The following is an 18,248-nucleotide window of genomic DNA, read 5'->3' as shown; positions in this document are numbered from 1 at the left end:
AAAAACCAATAGTACGGGGAGCGAGGAACCGAATGCCAGAAGCTAAAATCAAGTCCGTTCAGTGTTTCTCCATGTCTGGTTTGCACCAGATGGCATACAAGGAATGGGGCGAAGAAGACAACCCGGACGTACTGGTCTGCGTGCACGGCGTTACCCGTGTTTCGGATGATTTTGACAATCTTGCACAGTCGCTGTGCAAGGATTACCGGGTGGTCTGTCCCGATGTGGTGGGCCGCGGCCGTTCCGGCAGCCTGGTCAATCCCCAGCTCTACCGATTGCCGCAATATGTCAGCGATATGGTGACGCTGCTGGCGCGCGTGCTGGCCAATGGCGAGCGCCAGACGGTCGACTGGTTCGGCACATCCATGGGCGGCTTGATCGGCATGGGCCTGGCCTCGCTGCCGGATAATCCGGTCAGCAAGCTGATATTGAACGATATCGGCCCCACATTGGATTCGCTGGCGATCCAGCGCATCGGCGATTACATCGCGCAGGAAGTGCGCTTCCCGACCTTCAAGGCTGGCGCCGAATTCGTGAAGATGGTTTCGACTACGTTCGGCGAACACACGGATGCGGAATGGCATAAGCTGGCCGCCGACGTGCTGCGCCAGGACAGGGACGGCTCGTGGGTGCGCCACTACGACATGGGCCTGGCCTTGCCGTTCCAGTCTGTGACGCCGGAATCGGCCAAGGCCGACGAAGCCATGCTGTGGGCGGCCTACGATGCGATCCGCTGCCCGACCTTGCTGGTGCGCGGCGCCAATTCCGACCTGCTGTCGCGCGAAACTGCGGAAGCCATGACGCAGCGCGGTCCGAAAGCCAGGCTGGTGGAAATCCCGGACGTCGGTCACGCGCCGACCTTCCTGCACGACGACCAGATCGCGATTGCGAAAGATTTTTTGTTGAACCACTAAGAGAGAAGCATGGAAATCAAACGTTTTCACGTAGGTAAGCGCATGTCGGAAATCGCCGTCCATAACGGCACCGTGTACCTGGCCGGCCAGATCGCCGAAAAGGCTGGCGACATCAAGGCGCAGACTGCGGAAGTGCTGGGCCACATCGACCGCCTGCTGGCCGAAGCCGGCAGCGACAAGGCGCACATCCTGCGCGCCCAGATCTACATCACCGACCTGGCCAATTTCGCCGCCATGAATGAAGTGTGGGAAGCCTGGGTTGTGGAAGGCAATACCCCGCCGCGCGCGACTGTCCAGGCGCAACTGGCGAATCCTGAATGGCTCATCGAAATCGTGGTGACTGCCGCCCAGAAGTAAGTTAGAAGTACGTAAAGGTTTCAGCAATGGTTTCAATCGCGGCTCTCAATAGCGCAACGACGGACGCGCTGGTACAAGGCTTGTCCGCCGACGATGGGGCGCGCGTGCTGGCTGCGCTCGACCACGCCAGCCAGGCGTACAGCGGACGTATCACCGGCCACGGGCAGGATGCCCTGGAGTTTGCCGTCGGGGTGGCCAGCACACTGGCCATCCTGCGCACCGATGCGGAAACCCGCATCGCGGCACTGATGTTCGAGCTGACCCTGCTCGACGCCGATACCGCCCCTTTCATCGAGCCGCGCTACGGCCAGGAAGTCAACGACCTGGTGGCTGGCGTGCGCCAATTGATCCGGCTGCGCGAACTGACGCTGGCGTCTTCCGGCAGCGCTGCGCGCACCAAGAATGCGGCGCAGCAGGCTATGGCCCAGGTCGAGTCGCTGCGCAAGATGCTGCTGGCAATGGCCACCGACATGCGCGTGGTGCTGGTGCGCCTGGCATCCTGCTGCACCACCTTGCGTTACTTCTCCGATATCAAGCGCTTTGATGAAGTGACCCGCGCCTACGGCCGCGAAACCCTGGACCTTTACGCTCCGCTGGCCAACCGCCTCGGCATTTGGCAGATCAAGTGGGAGCTGGAAGACCTGTCGTTCCGCTTCATCGAGCCGGATACCTACAAGCGCATTGCGAAGATGCTGGAAGAGAAGCGCATGGCGCGCGAGAGCTTCGTCACGTCTTCCATTGCGCGCCTGCAGTCCGAATTGGCTGCAGCGGGCATCAAGGCCGAAGTCTTCGGCCGGCCCAAGCACATCTATTCCATCTGGAACAAGATGAAGGGCAAGGACCTGGACTTCTCTGAACTGTACGATGTGCGCGCCTTCCGCGTGATCGTCGACGACGTGAAGACCTGCTATACGGTGCTCGGCGTGGTCCACAATATCTGGACCCCGATCCCCAAAGAATTCGACGATTACATTTCCCGTCCCAAGGCAAACGGCTACCAGTCGCTGCACACCGTGGTGACGGCGGACGATGGCCGACCGCTCGAAGTGCAGATCCGCACGCAGGAGATGCACGGCTTCGCGGAATACGGCGTGGCTGCGCACTGGCGCTACAAGGAGGAGGGCGGTTCCAACTTCAAAGGCCAGCAATATGACGAGAAGATCGCCTGGCTGCGCCAGCTGCTGGCCTGGAAAACCGAAGTTGCCGATGCTGTAGTCAATAACGAGGACCAGCAGCGCGAATGGGTCGAGAAACTCAAGTCCGCCACGCTGGACGACCGCATTTTCGTGCTGACGCCGCAGGCGCGCGTGATCGAACTGCCGGTCGGCGCTACGCCGATCGATTTCGCCTACCACCTGCACAGCGACGTGGGCCACCGCTGCCGCGGTGCGCGCGTCGACGGCCAGATGGTGCCGCTGAATACCGCCTTGAAAAGCGGGCAAACTTGCGAAGTTATTACCGCCAAGGGCGCGCCCGGCACGGCTGGCCCGTCGCGCGACTGGCTGAGCCCTGGCTACACGGTTTCGAACCGGACGCGTACCAAGGTACGTGCGTGGTTCCACGCCATCGACGTGCAGGAAACTGTCGCCAACGGCCGTTCCCTGGTCGAGAAATCGCTGCAGCGTGAAGGCAAGACTGCCGTCAACCTGGAAAGCCTGGCGCAAAAGCTGGGCTTTGGCAAAGTGGATGACCTGTTCCTGGCTGTTGGCAAGGATGAGTTCTCGCTTCGCCACGTCGAAGCCGCCTTGCGCGACCCGGCTGAATCGGAAGAGGATTCCACCGACCAGGTGGCGGTGAATAAGAGCCGCATTTCGAGCGTGGAATCGGGCGCCAAATCGGGCGTCTTGGTGGTCGGCACCGATGGCTTGATGACGCAACTGGCCAAATGCTGCAAACCGGCGCCACCCGATCCAATTGTCGGTTTTGTCACGCGCGGCAAAGGTGTGTCGATTCACCGCGCCTCGTGCAAAAACTTTGCCGAAATGCGTTCCAAGGCGCCCGAACGGGTAATCGTGACGGCATGGGGCGCAGCCCGCTCCGATACGGTATTCCCGGTCGATCTGTTTGTATTGGCTGCCGACCGCCAGGGATTATTGCGAGATATATCCGAGATTTTCTCGCGCGAGAAAATCAACGTTACCGGTGTAAATACCCAGTCTGCCAAAGGCCAGGCCCGCATGACATTTACGGTCGAGATCGGAGCTACCAGCCAATTGCAAAAAGCCCTCGCTGCGATCTGCGAAGTCAGCGGCATCCTCGAAGCCCGCCGTGCTTGAGTCGAGGCGACTTGCCTCCCTCTGCGGGCTTGCCTGCAACGTGCCAAGGCTTGGCGCGTTGCAGCCAGAAGCTAGTTCGCTGGGCTGCTGAACAGTTGTGCGATCAGGTCGGCAGTGCGCCGCACGCGAGGCGATTTGCGCACATCATCGTGAATCACCATCCATAGTTCGCGCTGCACCGGGCAGATAATGTCGGGGATTATCAAGCCCGCGGCGAGGTAATCAGGCAGGATTGCAATGCCAGCCGCAAAACGCACTGCCGCCGCAATTGAATTAAGGTCGTTGCTGTAAAAAACATAGGGCCGGCCCGCCGCAAATGCTTCCAGCCACTCCTGCTGCGGTGTTTCTGCGAGGTTTTCGTCGTAGCCGATAAATTCCCATTGGTCCGGGTTATGCGAGGCGAGATATTCAGGCGTGGCGCACAGATAATATTTGACGGTTGCGACGACCCGTACCGCCAGATCGGGCGCTAATGGCCGACGAAAACGGATCGCGATATCTGCCTCGCGCCGCGATAAATCCACGTGGGCCGGTTCGGCACCCAACTCGATTTGAATTCCCGACAGTTGCGCATGCAACCCTGCCAAGCGCGGCGCGATCCAATGGGCTGCAATGGCTGGTGGTGCGGAAATGCGCACCGTGCCAAATCCGTCGGCAGCGCCAGTCGCCAGCCGCAGCAATCCCTGGATTTCCTCCTCCACGCGGCGCGCCTGGGGTAGTAGCTCTGCGCCAGCAGTGGTTAATGACCACCCGCGTGCGAAGCGGTCAAATAGCCGCACGCCCAGTACTTTTTCGAGCGCCTCGATGCGGCGCGAGACGGTTGTGTGCTCAACACCAAGCGAGCGCGCGGCTGCAGACAGCGAGCCAGACTCGATGACGGCAAGGAAGTAGCGAAGATCGTTCCAGTCAGGGGTATCCATCGGTGCAATTATGCACGGGTGGCGCGAGGTTTTTGCAATATTACTGCGCGATCAAGCCAGCTATCCTCTATCGAGTGTCCAACAGAATGGAGGTTTGCAATGAGGAAATTTGTTTTGGCTACGTTGGTGCTTTGTGGCGCGGCGGCGGCCACCGATATGCCCGCTGCCACGGCGGGCCTGGCAGGCTCGTGGGAGCTGATCGGTGCCTATCGGGAGCATCGCGACGGCAGTCGAAGTAACGATTACGGTGCAAAACCGCGCGGCATGCTGAATGTGGCAAGCGACGGGCGATATGCGCTGCAGATCTACCATGCCGAAAGGCCGCCTTTCGAAGGCGACTTTCGCGCGGCCGGGGCGCAAGAGTACAAGCGGCTATTGCTCGCCATGAGCGCCCATTTCGGCAGCATCTCCGTGGAGCAGGACAAGCTGGTGTTCCGCATCACCGCTGCCTCGAATCCACAATGGGATGGATCGGTGCAGCGGCGCGGATACCAGTTGCGGGGTGACGTCCTCGAATGGCGGGTGCCGCCGCGACCTGATGGCGATGTGCCGATCTCAGTTTGGCGACGCTTGCCGTGACAAGCCTTTGCGCAATGTAAGGCGCGGCGACGCCCGCAAGGCCATCAGCCCGAGCCCGAACAAACATAAGGCGCCAGGTTCGGGAATTCCATTGAAATCCTGGATTCCGCTGATGGACGAAATAGCGACAATGCGTGCGTCGGCACAGTTGGCGGTATCGCACAAGATGCCAAGGCTGGTGTTATTGGATGCACTGAAGGCGGCAGAGTAGAACGGAACCGGGTCGATAAAGTATGCCTTACCCTCGTCGGTGAGTGTCCAGCCGAAATTCAGGTTGACGAAGGCGCCACCTAACTCGTTCAGGCCGCCAAGGCCGTGCCGTACCGCATGGCTGGAGTGCGCCAGTTTGTATTGCTGGCCGAACGTATCGACCCAACCATCCGCTGCCAGGGTGGCGGCGTGATAGATGTTGTCGGCGCCCGGATCGGCATACATATCGAAATCGAAATTGGTGATCTGGCAGCCGACGCCATGGCCAAGCAGGGAATTGCAATGGAATGTAGTCTGGAATGTGCCATACAGTCCATAGTCAAGATTGGCTCGGCTTCTTCCTGCAGAGACTGGCATGCCGTTGTCGGAAAAGCTGTCAAAGGTCACATAGCCTTTCGAGACGTAAGTGGCGCCTGCGCCGGCAGCGAGCAAGGGATTGCCGGAATAGCTGATGCGGTGTGATGAAATGCCGTTGATTGCCGTGGCGCGGAACGTCTGGCCGCCGTTGGTCAGGGCGCCGCCATTCGAATTCGGATCGATCAGAAAGGCAGGTGAGGCATTGGCGTTGGCGAGCGCCAGTGCCAGGGTCATGGCTGCCCCAAGTTTTGGAAGATTATGCATTGTGACCTCCGGGAATGATGAGGAATTAGCCGTTCGGCTAATATCCTGATGAGCATCATTTGTGCCCGGAGTGTCCCGCCTGTTACGTCGGCGCGTGCGTCAATTGCGCCGACGTTTTCATTAGAGCTGCGGTTCGGCTTGAAGCGTGATGTGATCGATTCCATGCTTTGCCAGCAGCATGGCTTTGACGTTGTGCAGGATTTGCGGCCATTCCTGCAAGTCGTCGATTTCAAGGTGGCCGATCAAGGCCGGCTGGCCGGGCGACATTTCCCATACGTGCAGATCGTGCACGGAAAGGACGCCCGGGACTTCGGCCAGGTCGGCGCCGATCTGGGCGTAGTCGGCGCTATCGGGCACGCCTTCCATCAAATGGTGGAAGGATTCGCGCAGCACGCCGATGGTCGATTTGAGAATCAGCAGCGACACCAGCAGAGAGAGAATCGGGTCAATCTGCATCCAGCCGGTTGCCATGATCACGCCTCCGGCGATCAGAGCGGCGACGGAGCCAAGCAGGTCGCCCAGCACGTGGACCAGTGCGGCGCGGGTATTCATGCTTTCCTTGTCGCGCGACAGGCTCCACGCGACGAGCACGTTGACCGCAAGGCCGATGGCGGCGACGACCAGCACCGTGCCGCCTTGCACCGGCACTGGCGAAGCGAAGCGTTGGACTGCTTCAAACACAATCCATCCGACGACAACCAGCATTGCCAGCCCATTGACGAAAGCGGCTAGCGCTTCGGCGCGGCCGAAACCGAAAGAGTAGCGCGCGGAAGGGCGGCGCTTGGCAATCAGTTGCGCCAGCAGGGCCAGGCCGAGCGCTGCGGCATCGGTCACCATATGGCCGGCATCGGAAATCAGGGCCAATGAATTGGCCATGAAGCCAGCCACCACTTCGACCACGGCAAAGCCCAAAGTCAGTGCCAATGCGGCTGCCAGCGCTGCCTGGCTGCGGTGTTCGTTGAAGTGGGCGTGCTGCGCGTCGCCATCCAAATGGGCGTGCAGGTGGGTGGAATCGTGGTTTTGCATAGGCTCTGAATATAGCAGCAATGTTTTCTTCGGAAAACACTTGTCACAGAGGGAAGTGCTCTCTATAATGCTGGCTCTCGGGCGGTTAGTTCAGCTGGTTAGAATACTTGGTCGACATCCAAGGGGTCGGGGATTCGAATTCCTCACCGCCCACCAGAATATTTTTATGTAGTACCATTGCAAAAGACACGGGCGGTTAGTTCAGCTGGTTAGAATACTTGGTCGACATCCAAGGGGTCGGGGATTCGAATTCCTCACCGCCCACCAGACATTTTGTAAGAGCGAGAAAGGCACACCGGTTATGACACCGCGAACTACCATCAAGGTTGGTGAGTGACGCTAGTCGATCGGCTTTCTTTTGCTTGTTCAATTGAAGAAAAACGCGGCTAGCCCGCGTTTTTTTTTCGTCCATTTTTTCCAGCATTACCTTTTTCTTCCGGAGATCCATAATGGTTTCAGTCCGACTGCCCGACGGTTCCGTCCGTCAATTCGATGCCCCGCTGACCGTGGCACAAGTTGCGTCCAACATCAGCACCAGCCTGGGCAAGGCGGCCCTGGCCGGCAAGGTTGATGGCAAGGTCGTCGATACTTCCTTCCTGATCGAGAGGGACTCCGACGTCGCCATCGTGACCGAAAAGGATGCGGAAGGCCTGGACGTGATTCGCCACTCGACCGCCCACTTGCTGGCCTACGCCGTCAAGGAGCTGTTCCCTGATGCGCAAGTGACCATCGGCCCGGTCATCGAGAATGGCTTCTACTACGACTTCTCCTACAAGCGTCCGTTCACCCCGGACGACCTGGTGGCGATCGAGAAGAAGATGGCCGAGCTGGCGAAGAAAGACGAGCAGGTGACCCGCAAGGTCCTGCCGCGCGACGAGGCCGTGGCTTACTTCAAGTCCATCAACGAACATTACAAGGCCGAGATCATTGCTTCGATCCCGTCCAATGAAGACGTGTCGCTGTACACCGAGGGGAGCTTCACCGACTTGTGCCGTGGTCCGCACGTGCCGTCGACCGGCAAGCTGAAGGTCTTCAAGCTGATGAAGCTGGCCGGCGCCTACTGGCGCGGCGACAGCAAGAACGAAATGCTGCAGCGCGTGTACGGCACCGCCTGGACCAAGAAGGAAGACCAGGAGCAGTATCTGTTCCAGCTGGAAGAGGCGGAGAAGCGCGACCACCGCAAGCTGGGTAAGCAGCTCGACTTCTTCCACTTCCAGGACGAGGCTCCAGGCCTGGTGTTCTGGCATCCCAAAGGCTGGACCATCTGGCAGCAAGTGGAGCAATACATGCGCCGCAAGTACCAGGAAAACGGCTACCAGGAAGTGAAGGCGCCGCAGATCCTGGACGCTTCGCTGTGGGGCAAGACCGGACACTGGGAAAACTACCGCGAGAACATGTTCGTGACCGAGTCCGAAAACCGTTCCTACGCGCTGAAGCCGATGAATTGCCCGGGCCACGTGCAGATCTTCAACAGCGACCTGCGTTCTTATCGCGACCTGCCGCTGCGTTACGGTGAATTCGGCCAGTGCCACCGCAACGAGCCTTCCGGCGCCCTGCACGGCATCATGCGCGTGCGCGGTTTCACCCAGGATGATGGACACATCTTCTGCACCAACGAGCAGATCGAGCCGGAAGTGGTGTCCTTCCACCAGCAGGCGATGGAGGTTTATAAAGATTTCCATTTCGAGAACATTGACGTCAAGCTGGCGCTGCGTCCGGACAACCGCATCGGCGACGACGAGGTATGGGATAAGGCTGAAGAGGCGCTGCGCTCCGGCCTGCGCGCCTGCGGCGTGACCTGGACCGAGCTGCCAGGCGAGGGTGCTTTCTACGGGCCGAAGATCGAGTACCACCTGAAGGATTCGCTGGGCCGTCCATGGCAGGTTGGCACCATGCAGGTCGACTTCTTCATGCCGGGCCGCCTCGGTGCGGAATATGTTGCGGATGACAACACCCGCAAGACCCCGGTCATGCTGCACCGTGCCATCGTGGGTTCGCTCGAGCGCTTCATCGGCATCCTGATTGAGAACTATGCCGGTGCGCTGCCGATGTGGCTTGCCCCCCAGCAAGTATCGATTCTGAACATCAGCGATGCCCAGGCGGATTACTGCAAAGCGCTTGAAACCAGGCTGCGCAAGCTGGGCTTCCGCGTTGCTGCTGATTTGCGCAACGAGAAGATTACGTATAAAATCCGCGAACATTCCGTCCAAAAAGTGCCTTTCATCCTCGTGGTGGGCGACAAAGAACGGGATGCCAACACCGTGGCCGTGCGTGCCCGGGGCAATATCGATCTGGGCGTCATGTCGATCGAAGCCCTGGTGGAGCGACTGCAGCAAGACGTCGCTACCAAAGCCTGATGCGTGAAACACCGCAACCGGCCGACTAACCAAAATTGAAGGAAACACCATAGCTACTGACAAGTCTTCCCATCGCATCAATGGCGAGATCACCCACCCTGAAATGCGTCTGTCGGGTGTGGAAAATGAACCGCTGGGCATCGTAAGCCTGGCCGAAGCCTTCCGCCTGGCGGAAGAGGCCGATGTCGACCTGGTCGAGATCGCGCCGAACGCGAGTCCCCCAGTCTGCCGGCTGATGGATTACGGTAAGTTCAAGTATTCGGAACAGAAAAAGGCGCACGAAGCCAAGTTGAAGCAGAAGGTGATCTCGGTGAAGGAAGTCAAATTCCGTCCGGGCACCGATGATGGCGACTACAACATCAAGCTGCGTAACCTGACCAAGTTCCTGGAAGAGGGCGACAAGACCAAGATCACCCTGCGTTTCCGCGGCCGTGAAATGGCCCACCAGGACATCGGCATGCGTATGCTGGAGCGTCTGAAGGCTGACCTGGAGGCGGTAGGCCAGGTTGAGCAGTTCCCGAAAATGGAAGGCCGCCAGATGATCATGATCCTGGCGCCGAAGAAAAAGAAGTAATCGGCCTCCGAGGCTAAGAAGGGCAGACTGCGGTCTGCCCTTTGTTTTTCCAGGAGTTATGTTATACTCCTGGGTTCCCGTGAGAGTAGGCACTAAAAGTGCAGCAGAGTTGTTGCCACCTACAATCCGGTCATTATTGGAGCATTCACATGCCAAAAATGAAAACTAAGAGCTCCGCGAAAAAGCGTTTTCGCGTGCGCCCAGGTGGCACCGTTAAGTCGGGCATGGCCTTCAAACGCCACATCCTGACCAAGAAGACCACCAAAAACAAGCGTCAGCTGCGTGGTACCCGTAACATCAATGCGTCGGACGTGACTAGCGTTCTGCGTATGATGCCAACCGCTTAATCTCACATTATTTAAGGAGCTACTATGCCTCGAGTAAAACGTGGGGTTACCGCGCGTGCCCGTCATAAAAAAGTACTGAACCTGGCCAAGGGTTACCGCGGTCGTCGCAGTAAAGTATTCCGTATTGCCAAGCAAGCAGTGATGCGCGCTGGCCAGTACGCATACCGCGACCGTCGTAACAAGAAGCGCGTCTTCCGCGCCCTGTGGATCACCCGTATCAACGCGGCTGCCCGCGAACACGGCGTGACCTACAGCGTGTTCATGAACGGTCTGAAGAAGGCCGCTATTGAACTGGACCGTAAGGTCCTGGCTGATATGGCTGTGATGGACAAGCCTGCATTTGCAGCGATTGTCAACGTCGTCAAAGCCAAGATCGCTGCTTAATTGCCAGTGATGTGTGCCGCCTTCGGGCGGTGCTCATAAGAAGCGGGACATGGCTTAGCTATGTCCCGTTTTTAATTTCCAAAACAGGAAAAAGTCGGATGAACTCGCTTGAACAACTCGTCGTCTCCGCGCAGGCTGACTTCCTCGCCGCCGCAGACGCTGCCGCACTTGAAAACGCCAAAGCCAAATACCTTGGCAAGACTGGCCAGATCACCGAAATGATGAAGGGCCTGGGCAAACTGGACCCTGAAGAGAAGAAGGCGCAGGGCGCCCTGATCAATGCCGCCAAAGTGCAGATCGAGGCCGCGCTGACGGCGCGCCGTGATGCGCTGGCCGAAGCCCAACTGCAGCTGCGCCTGAATGCTGAAGCGATCGACGTATCGCTGCCGGGCCGCGGCCGTTCCCAAGGCGGCATCCATCCCGTGATGCGCACCTGGGAGCGTGTGGAAGAGATCTTCCGCTCGATCGGCTTCGACGTCGCTGCCGGACCTGAGATTGAAACCGACTGGACCAACTTCACCGCACTGAATTCGCCTGAGAACCATCCGGCGCGCTCGATGCAGGACACCTTCTACGTTGAAGGCAACGACAGCACCGGCAAGCCGCTGCTGCTGCGTACCCACACCTCGCCGATGCAGGTGCGCTATGCGCGCAACAACAAGCCGCCGATCAAGGTGATTGCACCTGGCCGCACCTACCGCGTCGACTCCGATGCGACCCATTCGCCGATGTTCCACCAGGTCGAAGGCCTGTGGATCGCGGAAGACATTTCCTTCGCCGACCTGAAGGGCGTGTACCTGAATTTCGTCAAAGCTTTCTTTGAGACGGACGACCTGCAAGTGCGTTTCCGTCCTTCGTATTTCCCGTTCACCGAACCGTCGGCGGAGATCGACATCGCCTTCGGCAGCGGCCCTCTGAAAGGGCGCTGGCTGGAAGTGTCCGGCTCGGGCCAGGTGCATCCGAACGTGGTGCGCAACTTCGGCCTCGATCCAGAGAAGTACATCGGCTTCGCATTCGGCTCCGGCCTTGAGCGCCTGACCATGCTGCGCTATGGCGTGAATGACCTGCGCCTGTTCTACGAAGGCGATTTGCGCTTCCTGAAACAGTTCAACTAAAAGAATACGAAGGCACCCAAACATGCAATTCTCTGAAAACTGGCTGCGCACAATGGTCGATCCGAAGATGACTTCGGATGAACTGGCACACATGCTGACCATGTCCGGCCTCGAAGTGGAAGACATCGATCCTGTCGCGCCGCCATTCACCAACGTGGTGGTGGGCCATGTGCGCGAAACCGCCAAGCACCCGAATGCCGACCGCCTGAATGTCTGCCAGGTGGATGTGGGCACCGGCACGCTGCTGAACATCGTCTGCGGCGCGCCGAACGTGCGTCCGGGCCTGAAAGTGGCATGCGCCATGGCCGGCGCCGTACTGCCGCCGGGCGCCGACGGCAAGCCGTTCGAAATCAAGGTTGGCGAGCTGCGCGGCGTCGAGTCGCAGGGCATGCTGTGCTCCGCGCGCGAACTGAAGCTGTCGGAAGACCACGGCGGCCTGATCGAGCTGCCGGACGACGCGCCGATCGGCCAGAACATCCGCGACTACTTCGCGCTGAACGACCTGAAATTCACCATCAAGCTGACCCCGAACAAGGCGGACTGCCTGTCGGTGCTGGGCGTGGCGCGCGAAGTGGCGGCATTGACCGGCTCGCAACTGAGCCTGCCGCAGAACCGCATCGTGCCGGTCACGCTGGACGAGAAGCTGGCAGTGAAGGTGAGTGCACCCGACCTGTGCGGCCGGTTCGCCGGCCGCGTAATCCGCGGCCTGAACGCCAAAGCCGAAACCCCGGCCTGGATGAAGCAGCGCCTGGAGCGCAGCGGCCAGCGCCCTGTGTCGGCACTGGTGGACATTTCCAACTACGTGATGCTGGAAATGGGCCGTCCTTCGCACGTGTTCGATCTCGACAAGATCCACGGTTCGCTGGACGTCCGCTGGGGCAGGAAGGGCGAGCAGATCAAGCTCCTGAACGGCAACACGATTGAAGTCGATGAGTGGGTTGGCGTAATCGCCGACGACAAGGAACTGGAATCGCTGGCCGGCATCATGGGCGGCGACGCCACCGCCGTGTCGGACGACACTGCCAACATCTACCTGGAAGCAGCATTCTGGTGGCCGAACGCCATCCAGGGCCGTGCCCGCAAGTACAACTTCTCGACCGACGCGGCGCACCGCTTCGAGCGCGGCGTGGACTTCGCCTCGATCCCTGAGCACCTGGAGCGCATCACTGCGCTGCTGCTGGAAGTCTGCGGTACGCCTGACACCATGGTCGGCGCCATCGACGACCAGGTCGTCAACCTGCCGCAGCGCGCGCCAGTGCAAATGCGCACTGCACGTGCGGCGAAGGTGATCGGCGTTGCGCTCAACGACGACATGATCGCCGACATCTTCAAGCGCCTGGGCCTCGAGTTCAAGCTGGCCGACGGGGTATTCAGCGTCACCGCGCCGTCCTACCGCTTCGACATCGAAATCGAGGAAGACCTGATCGAAGAAGTGGCCCGTGTGTACGGATTCGAGAACATCCCGACCCTGCCGCCGGTGGCCGCGGCCGAGATGCTGATCGCCCCCGAAAATACCCGCTCGATCTTCGCCGTGCGCCACCAGCTGGCCGACCTGGGCTTCCAGGAAGTGGTCAACATGAGCTTTGTGGAAGCGCAGTGGGAGCTCGATTTCAACGGCAACGACAGCCCGATCAAGCTGCAGAACCCGATCGCTTCCCAGATGTCCGTCATGCGCTCGTCGCTGATCGGCAGCCTGGTGGCTAATGTGCGCTACAACCTGAACCGCAAACAGCCGCGCGTGCGCCTGTTCGAAGTCGGCGCCATCTTCAAGCGCGACGCCTCGGTGCAGGACGGTCCGCTGACCGTGGCCGGCTACGACCAGCCGCAGCGCGTTGCGGCCATGGCCTACGGCCCGGTCGCCGACGAGCAGTGGGGCCAGAAAGCCCGCGACGTCGACTTCTTCGACGTCAAGGCCGACCTGGAAGCCCTGTTCGCGCCGCGCCAGCTGCGCTTTGCCAAGCTGGCGCACCCAGCCCTCCACCCGGGCCGCGCTGCTTCGGTGGAGCTGGACGGCAAAGTCATCGGCTTCATCGGCGAATTGCATCCGCGCTGGCTGCAAAAGTACGACCTGCCGAAGGCACCGGTCCTGTTTGAAGTCGATGCCGTTGCGCTACAGCAACGCGACGTGCCAGAATATGAAGAGATTTCCAAGTTCCCCGGCACCGCGCGCGACGTGGCCTTGGTGGTGAAGCAAGCCGTTCCAGTGCAGGACCTGCTCGACGCCTTCCATGGCGCCGTAACGGCCCATGCTCAAGGGCGCATTGTGCAAGCCATTGTTTTGTTTGATGAATATCGCGGCCAAGGCCTGGAAAGCGACGAAAAATCGCTTGCTTTCCGCTTTAGCTTGCAAGATACTCAAAACACCCTGCAGGACGATGTCGTGGACGAGTTGATGAAGACGCTGACCGCTCACGTTGTCCTGGCACACGGTGCGAAACTGCGGGCTTGATTTAACAATCCAGTATCACCAGCGAGTCCGGCACTGCCGGACTCATGTACTTTAAAAGGCAGGGCAGCAAAATTAATAACAACGACGTCGATTCCGCCGTACTTGAATCCGCATTGGACGCCGAACTGCACAGCGCCATGCAGAATGCCAAGGTACGCCAGGAAGCTGAAAAAGATTTGCCTACGCTGACCAAGGCGGAACTGGCCGAACTTTTGTTCGAACAGGTGGGCCTGAACAAGCGCGAGGCCAAGGACATGGTCGAGACCTTCTTTGACGAAATCCGCAATGCGCTCGAACGTGGCGAGGCGGTGAAGCTGTCCGGTTTCGGCAACTTCCAGCTGCGCGACAAGCCGCAGCGTCCGGGCCGCAATCCGAAAACCGGCGAGGAAATCCCGATCACGGCACGCCGTGTGGTGACGTTCCACGCCAGCCAAAAGCTGAAAGGCATGGTCGAAGACAGCGCCGGCACGGCGCGCGCATCCTGAACTGCATAGGTGCGTGAATGACCGACCGACCTGGCAAGGCAGACCTGGTAGTGTTGCCGCCGATTCCGGCGAAGCGCTATTTCACCATTGGCGAGGTCAGCGAACTGTGCGGCGTCAAGCCGCATGTGCTGCGCTATTGGGAGCAGGAATTCACCCAGCTGAAACCGGTCAAACGGCGCGGCAACCGCCGCTATTACCAGCATCATGAAGTGCTGCTGATCCGCCGCATCCGCGAGTTGCTGTACGAGCAGGGCTTTACGATCAGCGGTGCCCGCAACAAGCTTGATAGCCGCGCTGCCGATTCGGCGCAAGGCGAGTATGATGAAGCTCCTGGCATGGCACACGAAGCGCCGCCGCTGGACCGGGAAATGCTGCGCAGCGAGCTGCACAGCATCCTCAAGCTACTAAAGTTGTAAGCAGCTGTAGCAAGGGCGCTTAGGCGTCCTTTTTTTCGGTTAGACTCGGCTAAACTGTTAAACCATTGGTGCTACAATATTAACGTTATGATTTTGCTAGTGATACTGCAGACGCTGGCTCCGTTCCCAAGCTAGGAATTCAAGAGGGAAGACAATGATTCGCGTAGCCATCTGTGATGACCACCAGATTGTACGGGCAGGTTTCAAGCAAATCTTTTCGTCGTCGGACGAATTCAGCGTAGTCGCCGAAGGGAGTACCGGGCGCGAGGCGCTCGACATCGCACGCAAGGAAGTGTGCGATGTGCTTTTGCTTGACATCGCCATGCCGGACCAGAGCGGTATCGATACTCTGCGTACCATCCGCCAGGGCCAGCCGGACTTGCCGGTGCTGATCCTGTCCGGCTATCCAGCCCAGCAATATGCGCTCAACCTGTTCAAGATGGGCGCCAACGGGTACCTGAACAAGGAATGCGACCCGGAAGAGCTGATCAATGCCGTGCGCACGGTGCACCAGGGGCGGCGCTATGTCAGTTCGCAAGTGGGTGAACTGCTGGCGCAAAGCTTCGACCGCGATCCGAATACGGCCCTGCATACGGAGCTGTCGGACCGCGAATTCCAGGTGTTCCTGCGCCTGGCACGCGGCGCCACCGTGTCCGACATCGGCACGGCGCTTTCGCTGAGCATCAAGACCGTCAGTACCTACCGCACGCGCATTATGGAGAAGATGGGCTTGCAGTCGAATAGTGACTTGACGTACTACGCAATGAAAAACAACCTGCTGGACTGATACGTCTGGTTACATTTTTGCGGTGCTGCACAATTAGCTTTCCGTGCGGCAGCATCTTGCTGCGGGTCTATAATGGGGAAAATGTACTTCACCATCGAACCAGCGCCGCGGCACCGGCTGCCGCTTTATAAAACGCTCTTGTGCGTCACCTGCGCGCTGATCCTGATTGTCAACGGTTTCAGCCTGTTCCATAACCTGCAATCGCTGAAAGGTGCCAATGAACAGTTGGCCCTGAGCTCGCGCGTGGCCGAGCGCTTGCAGTATCTGAATGTGCTGGTCCTGGATGCCGACAGCAGTGCGCGCGGCTACTTCATTTCCGGCAAGGAGACCTACCTCGGGCCGACGCGCTCGGTGGTGACGGAATCCGAGCATCAATTCCGCGAGCTGGAAAAGCTGCTCGCCAATAACCCTATCCAGTTGAAAAACCTGCAGCAATTGCAGGTGCTGGTGCGCAAGCGCGTGGCCATCCTGACCCAGGCGATCGAAGTCTACAGGCACGGCGGGCTGGACGACATCGTCAATATCGCCAGGGTCAGCGACGAGCGCAGCGGCATGGATGAAATCCGCCTGCAAGTGGTGATCATGGTGCGCGAGCAGGGCGAGGCGATGTCGGCGCGCGCCGCCAGCTTCTACCAGGAATACCAGAAGGCTGTGGTGATGGGGGCCGGCATCAACGCCATCGCGATCGTGGTGCTGGTGATGTTCTACCAGCTGGTAAGGCGCAGCTTCGTGCACCGGGCAGCGGTGGAGCATGCGCTGCAGCTGTCCAATGAAAGCCTGGAATCGATGGTGCAGCAGCGTACCGAACAACTATCGGTGCTGTCGCGCCACCTGATTTCAATCAGCGAAGAAGAAAAGATGCGCCTGTCGCGCGAGCTGCACGACGAGATGGGTGCCAACCTGACTTCGATCAGCATGGATATCGCCGCTGTCGCGCACCAGCTGCAAAAGACCAATCCGGAACTGGCCGCGCAATTGCGCCGGGCGCGCGGTACGCTGGTCGATACGGTGGAGCTGAAGCGCCGCATCATCGAAGATTTGCGCCCAAGCCTGCTGGACAACCTGGGGCTGTGCGCGGCGATCGACAGCTACTGCGAAGACTTCACGCGCATGGCCAATATCCCGTGCGAGACCGAGATTGGCCCCGACATCGATGCAGTGGCCAAGGCGGGCGACAGCAGCCTGTCGATTGCCTTGTTCCGTATCGTGCAGGAATCGCTGACCAATATCCGCAAATATGCCAAGGCCGGCCATGTCAGCGTCTCGCTCAAGCTGCAGCGCGACGACATGCTGGTGCTGCGCATTATCGACGATGGTATCGGGATTGCCGCTCCTACGCTGGCCAAGCCGATGTCGCATGGCTTGCTGGGGATGCGGGAGCGGGCTTTGTTGCTGGGCGGGATTCTGAACATCCGCCGGGGGCGGGGAGACCGGGGAACCTGTATCGAGGTTTATATTCCCCTGAAAGGCCGGGGCAAGCGCACAGTCGGCGCCGTGCCCCCGGCAATGCTGCATCCTAGCAGCACGCTACATCAGCGAGCAGGCGATCATACTCAACCTTCGCCACCTTATAGCATTCGCCCGCATATCGTTCCAGACCTTCACGATCAATGACCGTGATGTTGCCGCGGCGGTAGGTGATCATGCCGTCTTCCTGCAGCTTGCCGGCGGCGGCGGTGATGGATTCGCGGCGTACGCCCAGCATGATCGAAATCATTTCCTGGGTCACCTTCAGTTCGTTGCTGGCGGAACGGTCCAGGCGATCGAGCAGCCAGCGGCAGAGTTTCTGCTCGATCGAGCTGTGGCGGCCGCCGACGGCGTTTTGCGCCATCTGCGCAAACAATGCCGCGTTATAGCGCATCAGCAGCTGGGGCAGGGCGCCGCCCTGGTTGAAAGCGTCGCGCAGGGCTTGCGCTTTCAGGCGGTAGCCGTAGCCGGCGCTTTGCACCACGGCGGTGCTCATGGCGCGTTCACCGGCAAACATCGACACGCCTACCACGCCTTCGTGGCCGACGACGGCGATCTCGGTGGTGGCCCCGTCTTCCATCACGTACAACAGGGACAGGATGGCGGTGGTCGGGAAATACACATATTCGAGCTTGCTGCCGAATTCAAACAATTCCTTGCCGAAGGGCAACTGCACCAGCTCAAGGTGCTCAAACAGGGCTTCCAGTGCTTCACGAGGGAGGGCTGCCAGCAGTTCGTTTTGCTGGGCGCCGCTGTAGCTGACAACAGGCCGGGACGCAACTTTGAACTCGGTCGAACCAATAGGCATTGCTTGCGACAGCGAGTTCCTGGCAGAGATGCTAAGTTGAGTGTTGTTCATTTTATCCTCACAGAACTAAAGTACACGGTATTGCAGTCGGCATTCCTAGACGTGCTGCTTGCCGATCGCGTTGGTAATACTTTAATTTTCTATGTGAGAGATGAA

Annotated in this window: 18 protein-coding genes and 2 tRNA genes; 16 read left to right on the top strand and 4 right to left on the bottom strand. The window is 59.5% G+C overall.

The genetic code is table 11. The features are described 5' to 3' along the window. The first annotated feature begins 32 nt into the window (after positions 1-32). From ASE26_RS22380 to ASE26_RS22370, 3 genes are read left to right on the top strand one after another with little or no spacing between them, the layout of a single operon-like run. Entirely contained in the window at positions 33-914 is an 882-nt protein-coding gene (locus tag ASE26_RS22380) for an alpha/beta fold hydrolase (RefSeq protein ID WP_057246972.1), read from the top strand. 9 nt (positions 915-923) lie between these two features. Further along, positions 924-1,271 (top strand): RidA family protein, encoded by a 348-nt coding sequence (locus ASE26_RS22375; RefSeq protein ID WP_055924404.1) that lies wholly within the window; start codon positions 924-926, stop codon positions 1,269-1,271. A gap of 26 nt (positions 1,272-1,297) precedes the next feature. Further along, positions 1,298-3,547 (top strand): bifunctional (p)ppGpp synthetase/guanosine-3',5'-bis(diphosphate) 3'-pyrophosphohydrolase, encoded by a 2,250-nt coding sequence (locus tag ASE26_RS22370; protein ID WP_057246971.1) that lies wholly within the window; start codon positions 1,298-1,300, stop codon positions 3,545-3,547. Positions 3,548-3,618: 71 nt separating this feature from the next. Here the strand turns inward: ASE26_RS22370 and ASE26_RS22365 are convergent, their stop codons facing one another. Beyond that, positions 3,619-4,467 (bottom strand): LysR family transcriptional regulator, encoded by an 849-nt coding sequence (locus tag ASE26_RS22365; RefSeq protein ID WP_057246970.1) that lies wholly within the window; start codon positions 4,465-4,467, stop codon positions 3,619-3,621. A 99-nt stretch (positions 4,468-4,566) separates the two neighbouring features. On the opposite strand from ASE26_RS22365, the gene ASE26_RS22360 reads away from it, so the two are divergent. Further along, positions 4,567-5,046, top strand: coding sequence for a lipocalin-like domain-containing protein (locus ASE26_RS22360; RefSeq protein WP_082507058.1), 480 nt, complete (start codon positions 4,567-4,569; stop codon positions 5,044-5,046). Here ASE26_RS22360 and pepA read toward each other — a convergent pair. Together pepA and ASE26_RS22350 are read right to left on the bottom strand one after the other, a co-directional pair. Continuing rightward, on the bottom strand, positions 5,023-5,877 hold the full coding sequence (pepA, locus tag ASE26_RS22355; RefSeq protein ID WP_156409994.1) for a flocculation-associated PEP-CTERM protein PepA: 855 nt from the start codon (positions 5,875-5,877) through the stop codon (positions 5,023-5,025). The two genes, ASE26_RS22360 and pepA, sit on opposite strands and share 24 nt — an antisense overlap. A gap of 120 nt (positions 5,878-5,997) precedes the next feature. Next, positions 5,998-6,903, bottom strand: coding sequence for a cation diffusion facilitator family transporter (locus tag ASE26_RS22350; RefSeq protein WP_055924390.1), 906 nt, complete (start codon positions 6,901-6,903; stop codon positions 5,998-6,000). A gap of 79 nt (positions 6,904-6,982) precedes the next feature. Here ASE26_RS22350 and ASE26_RS22345 point away from each other — a divergent pair. The 12 genes from ASE26_RS22345 (at position 6,983) to ASE26_RS22290 (ending at position 17,431) form a co-directional block, all read left to right on the top strand. Next, positions 6,983-7,059: transfer RNA gene (locus tag ASE26_RS22345), tRNA-Val, on the top strand. A gap of 34 nt (positions 7,060-7,093) precedes the next feature. Further along, positions 7,094-7,170: transfer RNA gene (locus ASE26_RS22340), tRNA-Val, on the top strand. A 182-nt stretch (positions 7,171-7,352) separates the two neighbouring features. After that, complete coding sequence (gene thrS, locus ASE26_RS22335; RefSeq protein ID WP_057246968.1) at positions 7,353-9,260, top strand: threonine--tRNA ligase; 1,908 nt, start codon at positions 7,353-7,355, stop codon at positions 9,258-9,260. 49 nt (positions 9,261-9,309) lie between these two features. Continuing rightward, positions 9,310-9,834, top strand: coding sequence for a translation initiation factor IF-3 (gene infC / locus ASE26_RS22330; protein ID WP_082507057.1), 525 nt, complete (start codon positions 9,310-9,312; stop codon positions 9,832-9,834). A gap of 149 nt (positions 9,835-9,983) precedes the next feature. Next, positions 9,984-10,181 (top strand): 50S ribosomal protein L35, encoded by a 198-nt coding sequence (gene rpmI / locus ASE26_RS22325; RefSeq protein WP_028101212.1) that lies wholly within the window; start codon positions 9,984-9,986, stop codon positions 10,179-10,181. A 24-nt stretch (positions 10,182-10,205) separates the two neighbouring features. Further along, entirely contained in the window at positions 10,206-10,565 is a 360-nt protein-coding gene (gene rplT / locus ASE26_RS22320) for a 50S ribosomal protein L20 (RefSeq protein ID WP_028101213.1), read from the top strand. A gap of 98 nt (positions 10,566-10,663) precedes the next feature. Continuing rightward, positions 10,664-11,680 carry a phenylalanine--tRNA ligase subunit alpha gene (pheS, locus tag ASE26_RS22315; RefSeq protein ID WP_055924381.1) on the top strand — a complete coding sequence of 339 codons (1,017 nt, stop codon included), beginning with the start codon at positions 10,664-10,666 and terminating at the stop codon, positions 11,678-11,680. A 22-nt stretch (positions 11,681-11,702) separates the two neighbouring features. Then, entirely contained in the window at positions 11,703-14,129 is a 2,427-nt protein-coding gene (gene pheT, locus ASE26_RS22310) for a phenylalanine--tRNA ligase subunit beta (protein WP_055924378.1), read from the top strand. A gap of 137 nt (positions 14,130-14,266) precedes the next feature. Continuing rightward, positions 14,267-14,614, top strand: a complete 348-nt coding sequence (locus tag ASE26_RS22305; protein ID WP_055925271.1) for an integration host factor subunit alpha — start codon at positions 14,267-14,269, stop codon at positions 14,612-14,614. Positions 14,615-14,631: 17 nt separating this feature from the next. After that, complete coding sequence (locus ASE26_RS22300; RefSeq protein WP_055924375.1) at positions 14,632-15,030, top strand: MerR family transcriptional regulator; 399 nt, start codon at positions 14,632-14,634, stop codon at positions 15,028-15,030. A gap of 154 nt (positions 15,031-15,184) precedes the next feature. Continuing rightward, positions 15,185-15,817: a response regulator transcription factor gene (locus ASE26_RS22295; RefSeq protein WP_055924372.1), complete on the top strand. Its 633-nt coding sequence runs from the start codon at positions 15,185-15,187 to the stop codon at positions 15,815-15,817. An 81-nt stretch (positions 15,818-15,898) separates the two neighbouring features. Continuing rightward, entirely contained in the window at positions 15,899-17,431 is a 1,533-nt protein-coding gene (locus ASE26_RS22290; protein ID WP_057246967.1) for a CHASE3 domain-containing protein, read from the top strand. Here the strand turns inward: ASE26_RS22290 and ASE26_RS22285 are convergent. Further along, positions 17,334-18,143, bottom strand: a complete 810-nt coding sequence (locus tag ASE26_RS22285; RefSeq protein ID WP_055924366.1) for a Crp/Fnr family transcriptional regulator — start codon at positions 18,141-18,143, stop codon at positions 17,334-17,336. The genes ASE26_RS22290 and ASE26_RS22285 overlap by 98 nt on opposite strands. Positions 18,144-18,248: the final 105 nt, after the last annotated feature.

The organism is Duganella sp. Root198D2 (assembly GCF_001428585.1).
GTDB lineage: Bacteria > Pseudomonadota > Gammaproteobacteria > Burkholderiales > Burkholderiaceae_D > Rugamonas.
Note: the sequence above shows the minus strand (reverse complement) of the source record. Positions and strands in the feature narration are given on the sequence as shown.